The organism is Mycolicibacterium iranicum (genome assembly GCF_002101705.1).
GTDB lineage: Bacteria > Actinomycetota > Actinomycetes > Mycobacteriales > Mycobacteriaceae > Mycobacterium > Mycobacterium iranicum.
Map to the genome: position 1 here is coordinate 1 of NZ_LQPC01000073.1, position 14531 is coordinate 14531.

General features: G+C 66.2%; 17 protein-coding genes. 7 read left to right on the forward strand and 10 right to left on the reverse strand.

Translation table 11 applies throughout. The annotated features are described in order from the left end of the window. The first annotated feature begins 140 nt into the window (after positions 1-140). Positions 141-398: a DUF3297 family protein gene (locus AWC12_RS28610; protein WP_024448077.1), complete on the forward strand. Its 258-nt coding sequence runs from the start codon at positions 141-143 to the stop codon at positions 396-398. Between the two features lie 12 nt (positions 399-410). On the opposite strand, the gene AWC12_RS28615 is transcribed toward AWC12_RS28610, so the two are convergent. The 6 genes from AWC12_RS28615 to AWC12_RS28640 all read right to left on the reverse strand — a co-directional run bounded on the left by AWC12_RS28615 (position 411) and on the right by AWC12_RS28640 (position 4799). After that, positions 411-746, reverse strand: coding sequence for a DUF732 domain-containing protein (locus AWC12_RS28615; protein WP_051226831.1), 336 nt, complete (start codon positions 744-746; stop codon positions 411-413). Between the two features lie 224 nt (positions 747-970). Continuing rightward, positions 971-2221, reverse strand: a complete 1251-nt coding sequence (locus tag AWC12_RS28620; RefSeq protein WP_085178260.1) for a cytochrome P450 — start codon at positions 2219-2221, stop codon at positions 971-973. A gap of 46 nt (positions 2222-2267) precedes the next feature. Beyond that, complete coding sequence (locus AWC12_RS28625; RefSeq protein WP_024448075.1) at positions 2268-2702, reverse strand: DUF5313 domain-containing protein; 435 nt, start codon at positions 2700-2702, stop codon at positions 2268-2270. A gap of 19 nt (positions 2703-2721) precedes the next feature. Further along, positions 2722-3210: a MarR family winged helix-turn-helix transcriptional regulator gene (locus AWC12_RS28630; protein WP_085178261.1), complete on the reverse strand. Its 489-nt coding sequence runs from the start codon at positions 3208-3210 to the stop codon at positions 2722-2724. A gap of 47 nt (positions 3211-3257) precedes the next feature. Beyond that, on the reverse strand, positions 3258-3686 hold the full coding sequence (locus AWC12_RS28635; protein ID WP_085178262.1) for a cupin domain-containing protein: 429 nt from the start codon (positions 3684-3686) through the stop codon (positions 3258-3260). A gap of 27 nt (positions 3687-3713) precedes the next feature. Beyond that, positions 3714-4799 (reverse strand): GGDEF domain-containing protein, encoded by a 1086-nt coding sequence (locus AWC12_RS28640; protein WP_024448072.1) that lies wholly within the window; start codon positions 4797-4799, stop codon positions 3714-3716. Between the two features lie 160 nt (positions 4800-4959). On the opposite strand from AWC12_RS28640, the gene AWC12_RS28645 reads away from it, so the two are divergent. Next, positions 4960-5958 carry an acetyltransferase Pat gene (locus tag AWC12_RS28645; RefSeq protein ID WP_024448071.1) on the forward strand — a complete coding sequence of 333 codons (999 nt, stop codon included), beginning with the start codon at positions 4960-4962 and terminating at the stop codon, positions 5956-5958. After that, positions 5958-6776, forward strand: a complete 819-nt coding sequence (locus AWC12_RS28650) for a shikimate 5-dehydrogenase (protein WP_207576502.1) — start codon at positions 5958-5960, stop codon at positions 6774-6776. The genes AWC12_RS28645 and AWC12_RS28650 overlap by 1 nt, the downstream gene beginning before the upstream one ends. Before the next feature lie 3 nt (positions 6777-6779). On the opposite strand, the gene AWC12_RS28655 is transcribed toward AWC12_RS28650, so the two are convergent. Continuing rightward, a complete protein-coding gene (locus tag AWC12_RS28655; RefSeq protein ID WP_085178264.1) occupies positions 6780-7493 on the reverse strand; it encodes an LpqN/LpqT family lipoprotein in 714 nt (237 codons plus the stop codon). Between the two features lie 188 nt (positions 7494-7681). Between AWC12_RS28655 and AWC12_RS28660 the strand changes: the two genes are divergently transcribed. Genes AWC12_RS28660 through AWC12_RS28670 form a run of 3 tightly spaced genes read left to right on the forward strand, consistent with a single transcriptional unit; the run spans position 7682 to position 10487 of the window. Beyond that, the gene (locus tag AWC12_RS28660; RefSeq protein ID WP_234814200.1) at positions 7682-9085 is read left to right on the forward strand and encodes a PE-PPE domain-containing protein; all 1404 of its coding nucleotides are present in this window, start codon (positions 7682-7684) and stop codon (positions 9083-9085) included. A 36-nt stretch (positions 9086-9121) separates the two neighbouring features. Beyond that, positions 9122-9781, forward strand: a complete 660-nt coding sequence (locus AWC12_RS28665; protein WP_085178266.1) for a DUF5642 family protein — start codon at positions 9122-9124, stop codon at positions 9779-9781. Between the two features lie 28 nt (positions 9782-9809). Further along, positions 9810-10487: a DUF5642 family protein gene (locus AWC12_RS28670; RefSeq protein ID WP_085178267.1), complete on the forward strand. Its 678-nt coding sequence runs from the start codon at positions 9810-9812 to the stop codon at positions 10485-10487. A 65-nt stretch (positions 10488-10552) separates the two neighbouring features. Here the strand turns inward: AWC12_RS28670 and AWC12_RS28675 are convergent, their stop codons facing one another. Continuing rightward, positions 10553-11161 carry an alpha-ketoglutarate-dependent dioxygenase AlkB gene (locus AWC12_RS28675; RefSeq protein ID WP_024448065.1) on the reverse strand — a complete coding sequence of 203 codons (609 nt, stop codon included), beginning with the start codon at positions 11159-11161 and terminating at the stop codon, positions 10553-10555. Positions 11162-11195: 34 nt separating this feature from the next. Beyond that, on the reverse strand, positions 11196-11630 hold the full coding sequence (soxR, locus tag AWC12_RS28680; protein WP_085178268.1) for a redox-sensitive transcriptional activator SoxR: 435 nt from the start codon (positions 11628-11630) through the stop codon (positions 11196-11198). Positions 11631-11676: 46 nt separating this feature from the next. Between soxR and arcA the strand changes: the two genes are divergently transcribed. Continuing rightward, entirely contained in the window at positions 11677-12885 is a 1209-nt protein-coding gene (arcA, locus tag AWC12_RS28685) for an arginine deiminase (RefSeq protein WP_085178269.1), read from the forward strand. Positions 12886-12975: 90 nt separating this feature from the next. On the opposite strand, the gene AWC12_RS28690 is transcribed toward arcA, so the two are convergent. Then, positions 12976-14526 (reverse strand): dolichyl-phosphate-mannose--protein mannosyltransferase, encoded by a 1551-nt coding sequence (locus AWC12_RS28690; RefSeq protein WP_085178270.1) that lies wholly within the window; start codon positions 14524-14526, stop codon positions 12976-12978. Positions 14527-14531: the final 5 nt, after the last annotated feature.

Consider the following 14531-nt stretch of genomic DNA (forward strand, 5'->3'; position numbering starts at 1 on the left):
GACCAGTGTTCCAGATGTCACGCATGACGCGACTCATCTGTCACCTATGTCATGAACTCAGACACCCTTAGCTCCACTCAGTACGTCGGCAGTTCTGCGAATTGGTTGCGCCGGTCGGGGTCGCGTAGGTTTTAGCCACTATGTCCGAGGACCAGATCGCCGACGTTCCGCCGAATGCCCTTTCGATTGATCCGCGCAGCCCTCTCTATGACGAAGAGGTGCTCAGCCGAGGTGTCGGGATTCGCTTCAACGGCGCCGAGAAAACCAACGTTCTCGAATACAACGTGGACGAGGGCTGGGTGCGGGTGGAAGTGCCCACCGCCAAGGACCGTCGCGGCAACCCGATGGTCATGAAGCTCAACGGCACGGTCGAACCGTACTTCCGCGCGGCGGAGTAGCTGACACCCCGGTCAGATGGGGTCGATTTTCCCGTTGTGCTGAGGGCACAGCTCATACGCGGAGTATTGCGCGAACAGGGTCGCGTAGTACTCCGGATGCGTCTGCCCGGGACCGTTGTAGGACTTCAGCACTTCGGCGATCGCCGCGCTCTCCCCGCCGGAGTCGAACGCCGCACACACCCGGTAACCCACACCGAGGGCATCCTCGGCACACCCCGGGCAGTTGATCGCGTAGTACTCGAGCGAGTCGATTGCTGCGAGGAACGCATCCTCACTGGCGGCGGCAACCGGCGCGCACACCAACGACGCCCCCGCGACGGCCAACGCCATCATCGTCATGTTCTTCATGCCCGTTCCCCCTTACCGCCACGACCAGAGGATGCGACCGCGAATTCGCCCACCGCGTGCTCTTCTTTGATCGCTCGCCAAGGGTTTCAGGTTACGACTTTCGGGCAATCAGCGCGTCTTCCCCGCCGAAACTGCATTCCATGCGGTCGTTTTCGCGGCAATACCGCACGGAATGCAGTTTCGGCGGCATGGGGGTCGTGACCGGCTCGGGGGTCGCGCAGCCGTCACGAACGCCGCTCGGCGCGGGGCTCGACGGTGACCGGCATGTGCCGAACACCGCTGTGCTTGTTGCTGCGGACATACTCGACAGGCCCCGTCGGCGTGATCCTGCCGACCTTGTCAAGCAGCACGTCGAACATCACCGCCATCTCCATCCGGGCCAAGGACGCCCCGAGGCAGAAGTGGATTCCGCGGCCGAACGCCAGGTGTGGGTTCGGGTTCCGGGCCACATCGAACACGTAGGGCGCGGTAAAGACCTCCTCGTCGCGGTTCGCAGACGCCCACCACAGACTCACCTTGTCGCCCGCCTTGATGTGCTGCCCGTGCAGCTCGACATCCCTGGTCGCGGTCCGCCGGTTGTACGGGGTGGAGGAGGCCCACCGAAGCATCTCCTCCACCGCGGCCGGAAGGAGAGTTCTGTTGTCTCGCAGGCGGTCCCACACTTCGTGTCGCTCGCTCAGCGCCGACATCCCGATCGCGATCGAGTTGCGGGTCGTCTCACTGCCCGCGGCGATGATCAGGCTCAGAAACAGGCGCTGCTCGTTCTCGCTCAGCGGTGCACCGTCGATCGTCGAATGGGTGACGATCGACAGCAGGTCCGCTGTCGGTGGTTCACTGCGCTTGCGCTCGAACAGTTTCGTGCCGTAGGTGAACATCTGAGCCTGCGCCTGGGCGACGCGGTCACTGACCTGGCCGATCTCGCGCTCCTCGTAGTCGAGGGTGACGTTGGCCCAATTCATCAACTCGTGCCGATCTTCCTGGGGCACCCCGGCGAGTTCGGCCACAGCCTGAAGCGGCAACTCGGCGGCCACGTCGATGAGGAAGTCGCACTCACCCTTGGTCAGTGCCGCGTCGACGATGCCGACCGCGCGCCGACGCAGGTCGTCGGTGATGGCTTGTAGCGCGCGGGGTGTCGTGCTGGGTGCCAGCAGCCGGCGGAACTGCGCGTGCCGCGGGTCGTCCATCATGTTGAGCAGCGCGCCGACCGCGAAGCCCATCGGCATGTCCTCGAGCGTGGTGCCCCCGCCCTGGCGGTCGCCTCCGGTCTCGGACGAGAACGTCTCGCTGTCGGCGGCCGCCGCGACGATGTCCCCATGTCGACTCAGCACCCAGAAGCCTTCGCCGCCAGGGGAGTGCGGTGTCGGTGGGTGCCACCAGACCGGGGCGTCGCGCCGCAGCACGTCGAAAACTTCGAACGGGAAACCGGTGGTGAACCGGTCCAGGTCGGTCAGGTCGACATCGACCGAGTTCGGCATGCACCGACCTTACGCATGACCATACGTATCGCGTCAAGATGTGTTGTCAGAACGGACTGCTGTTCGACTGCGACTTTGCGTCGTCGGGGCGAGGACCGTACTTGCGGATGTAGTCGTCGTGCATCTTCGCGTCCTTCTTGCGCTTGATGACGTCGACAAGGTTGGGGTCCAGCCCGTGGCGCGCCAGTCGGTGCCTGCGCCACACCTTGTTCAGTGCCAACGCCATGAGCAGCGCCCAGATGTAGATGGGCGCGGTCATCTCGAGCCGCATGTAGATCGGCGCGGGAAGCAACCACAGCGGAGCGAGGATGATCAGCGGCGGAATCGCATACCGGATCATGTGCCGCCGCACCGCGCCCTGGCCCGCGAGATCCTCTGCGACCCAACGGTTCATCGTCGCGGGAAGTCGTTTGCCGTAGCTGTAGAGCAGGTATTGCCAGAGGCTGGGCTTGTCGGTGCCCGCTGGCTCTTGGGGGGTCATCGGCGCTCCTTTGCGCGATTCAGGACTGCAGCGCCCCGGCCGCCAACGCGGCCGAGTTGATGCGGGTCAGGACTGTGTGAAGGTGTTCGAGTTCGGCGAGGTCGACACCGAGGCGCGCGACGACGGCCGGCGGGATGCTCAGCGCCTGTTCGCGCAGGGCTGCTCCTTTGTCCGTGAGCTGGACATCTGTGGACCGCTCGTCGGCGGCGTTGCGGGCTCTGGTGATCAGACCGAGGGTCTCGAGTCGCTTGAGCATCGGCGAGAGCGTGGCCGAATCCAACTGCAGCGCAGTCGCGATCGCCTTCACCGACAACGCGGACCTCGTCGGTGACTTCTTATGGTGGTCCCACAGCGCCAGCATGACGAGGTACTGCGGATGGGTGAGGCCGAGCGGTTCCAGGAGTGGACGGTAGACCGCCAGCACGGCCCTGTTGGTGGTCGCCAGCGCGAAGCAGACCTGACGTTCGAGCGCGAGCGGATCCACTTCGGCGGCGGCGGAGGCAACCATAGTTAGATAGTTCCCTAATAGTTAGGGTGCTAGCAATATCGCGTGCGTCACTCGGTCGGCGGCGGGGTGCCGATCAGCACGGCGCTGAGCCGGCAGCCGTCGGGACCGCCGCGCCAGGCGTGGTCCACGCCCGTCAACACCACGAGGTCACCCTGCTCGAGGTGGTGGGCACCGTCGTCCAGGACGAGGTCGACGCTGCCGGAAAGCACCGTCTGCAGATCGAGGGTGTCGGTGTGGTGCATCGGCGTCTCGAAATGTGGGCCGAGTTCGACGAACATCCACCGCACCAACCCGGGTGCGATTCCCTGGTCGATCAGCGGCGCGCTGCCGGCAGGACGGGCGGGCGGAGGGCTCTGCGACGTCGCGAACGGAATGCCCATGGCAAAGCCCGGCGCCAGCCGGTCCAGTGTCAGCTCGTCCTGACTCACGACGCAGGACCGGCCGTCCGCGTCGACTCCCGTGATCAACGTCCGCACGTTCTTTCACTCCCTTTCGTCACGGCATCATGACGTCGACCCAGGCGAGGGCCAGACTCCGTGATGGTGACATTGATTGCCCCCGTTACGTTTTGCACGGTACATCGCAGTGTCGGCGGCTGCGATCAGGTGGTCGACGGCGGCTTCGAGGGCCTGTGCGGATGTACCGGTCAGTTCGGTGAACGCCGTCCCGACACTGGCCCGCACGCGCACCGGGAGCGCAGCGATCGCGTCGCACACGTCCTCGAAGCGGATGGCAGCCCGGGGTGACGACGAGACGTCGGCGATCAGGAATTCCTCCCCGCCGCTGCGAGTGATGACCGCCGTTGGCGTCGCGGTCGCCCGCAGCGCGTCCGCCACCGCGACCAGCGCCCGGTCTCCCGCGAGGTGTCCGTGCTCGTCATTGAGTGCTTTGAAGTTGTCGAGATCGAGCAGCGCCACCACCAGGTAACGGTCCGATTCGTAGCGGCGCGAGAGAAGGCTCACCATCTGTCTGCCGAACGCCCGCCGGTTCAGAAGTCCGGTCAACGGATCCAGATCGGCGTGGAAAAGATCGCCTTCCAGCGCATGCAGCAGGAGGCGGATGGCCAGTGGCACGCCAATGTTGATCTGCATGATGAGGAAGAAGTCGACCGCGGCAAGTGCTGTGCGTCCTTGCGCGGCGAGCTGGATGGCCTCGTACGCACCCACCCCGGCGGCGATCGCGACGTTGGCGAGCACCGGTCGCAGGGTGTGGAAGAACGCGCTGATGGCGCCATTGGTGGTGAAGGCGACACATCCCAGCAGCGCGGCCAGCGGGTCCGGATAGGCCAGACAGGCGAGCGCGATCGAAATGCTCGTCACCACTACGAAGCCGGCCGACTGAGTCTTGGTCGGCCACCCTCGCAGCCACAGTGCCGCACCCGCCACACCACCGGCAGCGGCAGCCCACATCATCGTGCGCTGAGGTGGTTCCGTCGGCCCTCCCGCACTGTTGAGCAGGACGAGAACGGCGGCCGCCATCGACAGCGTGAGGGCGGTGACGAAGAGGCGCACAGGCAGCGTGACACCACGCGCTTCAAGAAAGCCGCTGAACCACTCGTAGTGATCCGCGCGTCCGTCATCCCGCTGCATGCCACATCATCCCGTCGCCGGTGAGTTATCTGTCATCCAACATGCCGGTGTACGCCGAGTAGATGGGCCGCCCCCCTGGAACCCAACTCACACCAACCGTTTGCTGGCGGTCTCACCGCTTCCTTGCCGGTGGTTCCCGACCGCCCGTAGCCTCGTTACTGTGTCCGGGCTGGCTGTCGTTCGCGCCGATGACCTCGCCGCGCTGGCCGTCTTCGACGGCATCAGAACCGAAGCTCTCGTGCCGCTGGCCGCACGGCTGCGCCCGCTGACTGCGGCCCCGGGCCAGGTGCTCATGCAACAGGGCGAGCTTGCGGTCTCGTTCCTGTTGATCGGATCCGGCCGCGCGGAAGTCACCCACATCGGCGTCGACGGACACGACACCGTCATCGCGCTCGAGCCCGGCTTGATCGTCGGCGAGATAGCGCTGTTGCGCGACGCGCCCCGCACGGCGACGGTCGTCGCCACCGAGGCGCTGACCGGCTGGGTCGGCGGCCGCGAGGCGTTCTCGACGATGCTCGAGGTGCCGGGCTTGATGGACAGGCTGGTGCGCACCGCTCGGCAACGCCTGGCTGCGTTCATCACGCCCATCCCTGTACCGATGCGGGACGGCACCGTCCTGCATCTGCGGCCGGTCCTGCCGGGCGACAACGAGCGCACCACCAACGGGCCGGTGGAGTTTTCCGGCGAGACCCTCTACCGGCGCTTCCAGTCTGTGCAGTCGCCGTCGAAGACGTTGATGGCCTACCTTTTCGAGGTCGACTATCAGGACCACTTCGTGTTCGTCCTGACTGATGGGCCCGACGGTCCCGTGGTGGCCGACGTGCGGTTCGTCCGCGACGAGAACGATCCCGCCGAAGCCGAGATCGCGTTCATCGTGGGGGATGCCTACCAGGGCAAGGGCATCGGCACGTTCCTGATGGCGGCGATCTCCGTCGCGGCGGGCTACGACGGGGTGCGCCGGTTTACCGCTCGGGTGCTCACCGACAACGTCCCGATGCGGGCGATTCTGGACCGCTTCGGCGCGGTCTGGCACCGCGACGATCTCGGTGTGGTCGTGACAGCGATCCCGGTGCCCTCGGCCGACGACTTGGGGCTGACCCCAGAGTTGGTGCAGCAGATCCGCGATGTCGCGCGGCAGGCGATCCGGGCGGTGGGCTGATGAGACCGCCGCTTTCCAAAGACACGCGGCTCTGCATTTCGTTGTCGGGCAGGCCGAGCAACATCGGCACCCGATTCCACAATCATCTCTATGACGTGCTCGGGCTGGACTTCATCTACAAGGCGTTCACCACTACCGACATCGCGGCAGCCATCGGCGGTGTGCGCGCTCTGGGCATCCGAGGCTGCTCGGTGTCGATGCCGTTCAAGGAAGACGTGTTGGCCCTCGTCGACGAGATCGAGCCGTCGGCGCGGGCCATCGAGTCGGTCAACACGATCGTCAACGACGGCGGCAGGCTCACGGCGTCCAACACCGATTACCTTGCCGTGCAACGCCTCATCGCGCAGTACGGCCTCGACACCGATGATCCGGTGCTGATCCGCGGCAGCGGCGGCATGGCCAAGGCCGTCGCCTCCGCGTTCTCCGGCGCCGGTTTCACCACCGGCTTCATCGTCGCCCGCAACGCCGAAACCGGTGCGGCACTGGCTGATCGACTCGGATACGAGTACCGGCCGGAGGTCGGATCGCTGACCGTCCCCATCATCGTGAACGTCACGCCGATCGGCATGTCCGGTGGGCCCGAAGAAAACGACGTCGCGTTCGATGAGCGGACGATCGCGGCTGCCCGCACGGTATTCGACGTGGTCGCGCTTCCGTCGGAAACGCCGTTGATCAAGGCGGCCAGGGCGGCCGGTGCACAGGTCGTCACCGGCGCCGAAGTGATCGCGCTGCAGGCCGCCGAGCAGTTCGAGCGCTACACCGGGGTGCGTCCCAGCCCCGACCAGGTAGCCGAAGCGTCAGCGTTGTCGCGGGCCTGAACGCTAGGCCGTGATCGTGGTCTGCTCGTCGATCGCTGCCGTGGCGTCCATCAGCGGCATCGCATAATCCTCGGCACCCTCGGCAGTGATCTTGAGAACGAACAAGCCGTCCTGGGCGGGAATCACCACGGTTTTTTGAGCGATCAGCAGTTCCACGCCGTCTTTGGTGTAGAAGCCACCGATCTGCGATGCCTCGTAGTTGGCGAGGGTGCTGGGCTTGCCTTCGTTGGCGCCCTGGAAGCCCGGAAGGACCCGCGTCTCGTTGGCGGCGTACTCGAGGACCTTTGCCGGGTCCACGTTGCCGGTCAGCTTGACGACGTACGCCACGATCGTCGGCGGGCTCTGGGACGGCGGCGGCCCGGTGTAGACCAGAGCGTCGTACGCGCCGCGCGGAGCGCGAGGTCCGGCAGCCTCCCAGCCCGGCGGAATGGGCAGCGTGATCGTCGGCGCGCCGTCCTCGCCCTTGAGGACCCCTGACGAGTCGATGTTGTTGTCCAGGATGTACTGGTCAAGCGTCATCCCGGGAGCGGCCGCAGGTGGCGTCTGCGACGCCGGTGGCGCCGCCGGCGAGCTGGTGGCCGACTGCTGCGTCGTGGACGACGCCGAGGTGTCCGTTGCTTTCTGGGCCTCGCCCGAGGTGTCGGACGCGCAGGCCGACAGCCCGATTCCGAGTATCGCGGCAACGATCGTGGTGCTGGCGCGCTTGCCGAAGGTCATGGGATCTCCTGTTCGTCAGGGGTCAAGGCTAGTCAATTAGCTGGACTGTCGATTACGTCGTTTGCCGAAACCTCCCGCCGATGCAGTCCGAGTGGTACAGGTGAGCTGTACGGATGGGATGGGTTGGGGGTTGGGGCATGGCAATTCTTGTTCGCTCGCTCGTGGCGGTGTGCTGTGCAGTCGCTTGCGTGGTTGCCACCGCGCTGTCATGGGCGGTGCCCAGAGCCATCATCCTCTCGGCGAATACGACAGCGCTGATCATGGGCGGGTCGTTCCATCCGCTGATCGGCCCGAAGGACCCCCCGGATTTCGTCAAGGACTACCTCGACAATGCTGTGACCGGTCTCCTCGACCCGGCGTTCGGCGGATCGGGCCCGGTGACCAACGCGGTCGCGGTCTACACGCCGGAGGATTTCTTCCCGCTCGGGCGGCTCACCTTCGAGAAGTCGCTCGCCGAAGGCCTGGCAAACTTGCGGCTCTGCGTGGCGGCGGCGTCCGACTGCGTGTTCAACCAGGATCCAATGGTCGGCTCGGTCGCGCCGGAAGTCGACGACGCGAAGGTGGTGTTCGGCTATTCGCAGAGCGCCGTGATCGCGTCCCTGTTGAAGCGTGAGTTGATCGAGAAGTACGGGCCCGATGCCCCGCCGGTGTCGTTCCTGCTCGATGCCAACTCGATGCGGCCCAACGGCGGGATCCTGATGCGCTTCGACGACTGGCCGACCATCCCGATTCTCGGGATCCCGTTCCCCGGTGCGTCACCGACCGACAGCGTCGACGACGTCTACCGAACGATCGACATCGCCCGGCAGTACGACGGCTTGGGCGGCGACTTCCCGGTGCGGCCACTCAACCTGATCGCCACGCTCAATGCCCTTCTGGGCTACGGCATGCTCCACGGTGAGACCGTGAACGTCCCGCTGTCCGAGGCTCAGTACCAGGGGCGTGAGGGCGACACCAGGTACTACCTCATCGAGACCGACACCGTGCCGCTGCTGCAGCCGTTCCAGCTGTTCGTTCCCAAGCCGATCCTGAAGGCGCTCGATGCGCCGCTGCGGGTCATCATCGAGGACGCCTACGACCGTGACATCGGACCGGGTGTTCCGACGCCGGCGAGCTGGCGTCCGTTCAGGGACTTCGTCGGGATGGTCGTCCACCTCGTCGCATCAATTCCGGTCGCGGTGGACAACCTGACCGAGGGATTCGGGCTCGGGCGTGTTCTCGGCACCACCGATCCAGGCCCGTTCGGGGTGGGCGGGCCAGAGCTGCTCTCCGAGCCGGAGGAAGCGGAGGACGCTGAACCTGTTGCGTCCGAGTCGGATTCGGCTTCGCCTGACCCGGAGCGCGCAGAGGTCGCCACCGTCGTCGCTGACGAGGCCGAAGGCGCCGCACGGCGCGAGGACACTGACGACGAGATCGCGCCCGCCGACGACGAGCCGCCGGCCGCCGACGATGAGCCGCCGGCCGCCGACGATGAGCTTCCGGCCGAGCCCGAGAGCAACGCCGACGTCGAGGAGGAAAAGGCTCCCCCGGTGGAGGACCCTGCCGCCGACGACGAGAGTGAGCCGGAAAGCGACGCGGCCGAAGCTGCTTGAGGCCTCCGCGCCGCGCACGCGTGGTATCAACAGCGCGTGAGGCTCACCGCCGCATGTGTGTCGGTTCTGCTGTGTGCTGCCTGCGCGCAGCCATCTCAACCTCCGCCGCCTCCGGTGCCGGAGGTACCTGCGAACCTGACGGTCAACCCGGCCCGGATCGACCGAGCCCGCGATGATCTGCCTGCCGGTTACGAGGTAACCGGCTATACCGGCGCGCCAGCACCGTTCGCGGCGTGGGGTTTCCGGGATTCCGCGGTGTCCGATCCGGTGCAGTGTGCGACGTTGGGAGCGCCGTCAGTCGATGCGGCGACGACGGTGGGGTGGACGGCATCGGGACCCGGTGGCATCGTCTACGCCGTCGTCGCGAGCGCAAGTCCCGGCGCGGTGCCCGATCCGGCGGTGGTGGCCGACTGCGGGCGGTGGACGGTGACTTCGGGCCCCTCGACGGGCACGGTCACGGGGCTGCCGGGTCCCGACATCGCGGCTGCGGACACGATCGGGATGAACACCGCGGCGACGACCGTCGTCGAAGGTGGCACCCAAACCCGGTTGCATGCCGAGACATTCGTCGCCTACCTCGGCGAATACGTGTGCTTTGTCGCGGTCGTGACCGATCCGGGTTCTCCTCAGCCCGCCCTCGGGACGGGATTCGCATCGGATCTGCTCGTCAAAACGGTGTCCACGCTGCGCGGCTGAACTCGGCAGCGCAGGTACATTGGCGGCGATGTCGAACCCCCGGAAGCGTCTGACGATCACGATGACGGCGGTCGTCGGACTGTGTTTGTCGGCGTGCAACGCAAGCCAACCCGACGACTTGTCGAACGCCGATATCGCGCGGGTCGCCGAGGTGAAGGCGGGTTTCCCGCCGCCGTTCACGGTGAAAACCGTCGGCCCCGCGGCAATCGACCCGCAGTTCCTGAAAGCGCAGAAGCTGCCGCCCGGACTGACTTTCGACCCCGCAGATTGCGGGACGTCCGCGGGCGAGCAGACGATTCCCGAGGGCGTCAAAGGCAACATGGCTGCCACGACCGCCGAGGGAGACGGCATGCGCTACATCGCCCTTGCCGTGGAGACCTCCGAGCCCGTTCCGGCGAATAACCCGAGCGAGCAGTGTCAGAAGGTGACGTTCAGAGGCCAGGGGATCGGCGGGCTCGTCGAGGTGGTGGAGGCGCCGCAGATCGAGGGCGTGGACGTCGTCGGGACGCACCGCGTGCTGCAGACCATGACCGGGGAAGGACCACGAACCGGCGAGCTCTACAACTACGTCGCCCGCTTCGGGAACTTCATCGTGATCGTCACGGCGAATCCCCTCGTGGTGGCGGACAGGCCTCTTGCGAACGTGGATACTCAGCGGGCCCGCGATCTCGTCACGCAGACAGTCGAGCTTGTCAAGGGCGGATGACGATCAAGCGGCGAGGGACGAGCCGCGCTGAGGAATCCGACGGATGTGCCACAGGCGGAAGACGATCAGCGCACGTCGTGTGGACGGAATTGAATGCTGATCCGCGGCCCGGTCGGCCTGGTGGTCTTCGGGATCGAGTGCTCCCAGGTCCGCTGACACGACCCCCCCATCACCAGAAGGTCACCGTGGCAGTGCCGCAATCGCAGAGACGGTCCGCCGCCGCGCGGTCGCAACGCGAAGACCCTTGTCGCACCGAGGCCGACGATGGCAACCATGGTGTCCTCGGTACTGCTGCGGCCGATGTTGTCGCCGTGCCAGGCGACGCTGTCGTTGCCGTCGCGGTATAGGCACAGACCCGCCGTCACAAAGGGCTCGCCGAGCTCACCGGCATAGGCGTCGTTGAGCCTTCTGCGGAGTTGCTTGAGCCGCGGGTGGGGGACTGTGCCGTCCACCAGATTGTGAAAGCTGACCAGACGCGGGACGTCGAGCACCCGGTCATACATCTGGCGACGTTCGGCCCGCCACGGAATCTGGTCGCGCAGCTCGCCGAAGAGGGTGTCATCGGGCGAATCGTCTTGCGACAACCACCCGGAACGCACTTCGAGCCACGCGCCGTTGCCGAGGTCTCGCCGATCGGACTGGTCGAAAAGCGAGCTTTGCAGAGCCTGCTCCATGCCGCGCAGTCTATCGCACAGGCGTTCGAAATGGTCAGAGGCGAACCGCGCCCGGACCCTCGTCGGCGAGGACGTCACCGGGGTTGGCAAGAGCGCACACTTTGAGGCTGAGGCAGCCGCAGCCGATACATCCGGTGAGGTTGTCGCGCAGCCGCTGCAGGTGAAGGATCCGCTCCTCGAGGTCTTCACGCCATCCGGCAGACAGTCGCGCCCAGTCCTTGCTGGTCGGCACGCGATCGTCGGGCAGGGTGGCCAGGGCTTCGCGAATGCGCGCCAAGGGGATCCCGAGACGCTGCGACATCCGGATGAATGCCACCCGGCGAAGCGTCTCTCGTGAATAGCGTCGCTGGTTGCCGCCGGTGCGTCTGCTGGTGATGAGCCCTTCGCGCTCGTAGAAATGCAGCGCGGAAACGGCGACCCCGCTTCGCGCCGACATCTCGCTCGGCGTCAACTCGTGCGGCCACTCCATGACCTAAACCATAGTTGAGGTGGTCCGTGGGGTTACGGTGCTAGATGTGACGGATGCGGTGCTCGGGTGCAATTCGGAGGTTGGCACGCTTCGGGTGGTCATCCTGCACCGACCAGGGCCGGAGCTGCAGCGGTTGACGCCGCGCAACAACGACACCCTGCTTTTCGACGGGCTGCCGTGGGTGGCCAGGGCGCAGCAGGAACACGATGCGTTCGCCGAGTTGTTGCGGTCGCGGGGTGTCGAGGTGCTCGTGCTCGGCGATCTGCTGACCGAGGCGCTTGCCAAGAGCGGAGCGGCCCGCATGCACGGCATCTCTGCCGCGGTCGATTCTCGTCGCCTCGGCGCGCCGCTGGCTCAAGAGCTCTCGGCCTACCTGCGCACCCTCGACGCTCCGGCGTTGGCCCGGATCCTGATGGCCGGAATGACTTTCGACGAACTGCCGTTCGGGGAGAACGAGCTCTCGCTGGTGCGGCGCATGCACCATGGCGGAGATTTCGTGATCGACCCGCTGCCGAACCTGCTGTTCACGCGGGACTCGTCGTTCTGGATCGGGCCGCGCGTTGCCATCACGTCGCTGGCGATGCGCGCTAGGGTGCGCGAGACGTCGCTGACGGATCTGATCTATGCGCATCACCCACGGTTCCTCGGGGTGCGGCGGGCCTATGAGTCGCGGTCGGCTCCGATCGAGGGCGGCGACGTGCTGCTGCTGGCGCCCGGCGTTGTGGCCGTCGGGGTTGGGGAGAGAACCACGCCGGCAGGGGCAGAAGCGTTGGCGCGCAGCCTGTTCGACGATGATCTTGCGCATACCGTACTGGCGGTGCCGATAGCGCAGGAGCGCGCCCAGATGCACCTCGACACAGTGTGCACGATGGTCGACAAGGACGCCGTCGTGATGTACCCGAACATTCAGGACTCGTTGACGGCGTTCACGATTCGTCGCCGGGCCGAAGGCGTGACGATCGACAGGGCTGCGCCATTCGTCGACGCCGCCGCCGACGCGATGGGAATCGGCAAGCTGCGGGTCATCGACACCGGTCTCGATCCCGTCACCGCCGAGCGGGAACAGTGGGATGACGGCAATAACACGCTCGCACTCGCGCCCGGTGTGGTGGTGGCATACGAGCGCAACACGGAAACCAATGCGCGGCTGATGGATTCGGGCATCGAGGTGCTGCCGATCTCGGCCTCCGAACTCGGCACCGGCCGTGGCGGTCCGCGCTGCATGTCCTGCCCGGCAGGCCGCGATCCGCTCTGACACCTCGCGAGACGGCCACCACGGTAGTGAAATGCGCTCGCGAGCTACCGTCATGGCGGTTTCGCGAAATGCAGTTCGGCGGCAGCGACCCTAGCGCCAGGACGGCAACCAGATCTGCATGTCCCACGTCTGCTGCGAGATCGGCAGACCGGTGAGCACCGGGTAGAGCCACGCGAAATTCGTGATGACCACTGCGACGTAGATGCACACCACAAGCAGGCCGAGCGTTCGGCGCTCGGCATTCTGGCCGGGTTTGTACAGAATGTCGCCCAGAATCATCGCGAGAATCACCACCAGGAACGGCGCCATCGTGGCGGCATAGAAGAAGTACATCTGCCGGTCGATGTCGGCAAACCACGGCAGGAAGCCCGCGCTGTAGCCGACCAGCAACACGGCGTAGCGCCAGTCCTGCTTCACGAATGTCTGCCACACCGCCCAGGCGAGCACCGGCACCGCGATGAACCACATCGCGGGCGTGCCGACCAGCATCACCGCCTTGACGCACGATTGCGCCCCGCAGCCCGACACGTTCTCGGAGTCGATCGCATAGAGCACCGGCCTCAGCGACATCGGCCACGCCCACGGTTTCGACTCCCACGGGTGGTGGTTGCCGTCAGCGTTCGTCAGCCCGGAGTGGAATCGGTACGCCGCGTAGGTGTAGTGCCACAGCGACCGCAACGCATCGGGGATGGGGAGCACGCTGTCCGGGCCGATCGAGCGGCCCACCTCATGGCGGTTGACTCCGGTCTCGGATGCGAACCACGGCGTGTACGACGCGAGGTAGACGCCGAACGGGATCAGCACCAGCGCGTACAGCGACGGCCCCACGTCTCGCCGGAACGTCCCCAGCCACGGCCGCGGCACTCGGTACTGCCTCCGCGCGGCGATGTCGAACGCCACCGTCATGACGCCGAAGAACATCACGAAGTAGAGCCCCGACCACTTGGTGGCGCAGGCCAGCCCGAGCAGCACCCCCGCGCCGAACCTCCACCAACGCACCCCGAGCCGCGGTCCCCACGGGGTTTCGGCGATGCGGCCTTCCAGGAAGGCGAGGTGCATCCGTTCGCGTATCTGATCGCGGTCCACGATCAGGCAGCCGAACGCCGCGACCACGAACACCGTCAGAAATCCGTCGAGAAGTGCCGTCCGCGCGGTCACGAAGCTGACACCGTCGGCGATGAGCAGCAGCCCTGCAATACCGCCGACCAGCGTCGACCGGCTGATGCGCCGGGCAATCCGGACTACCAGCAGGACCAGCACCACCCCGCACACGGCGCCGGAGAACCGCCACCCCAGCCCGTTGTAGCCGAAGATCGCCTCACCGATGGCGATCAGTTGCTTGCCGACGGGCGGATGCACGACCAGCCCATAGCCGGGGTTGTCTTCGAGCCCCTTGTTGTGGACCATCTGCCATGCCTGCGGCGCGTAATGCTTCTCGTCGAAGATCGGGGTGCCCGCGTCGGTGGGTGAGCCGAGGTTCAGGAATCGCGTGACGGCCGCAAGTGCGGTGATCACCGCCGTCATCGCCCAGCCCTGCAGACGGTCGAGAGGCCCGAAGTCGGCGACGGGCACGACGGGGCCAGGGCTGATGACTGGGACTGTGCGCCCGCTCCTGGAGAGCTCGTCGGTCGGGGCGGTCACGCATG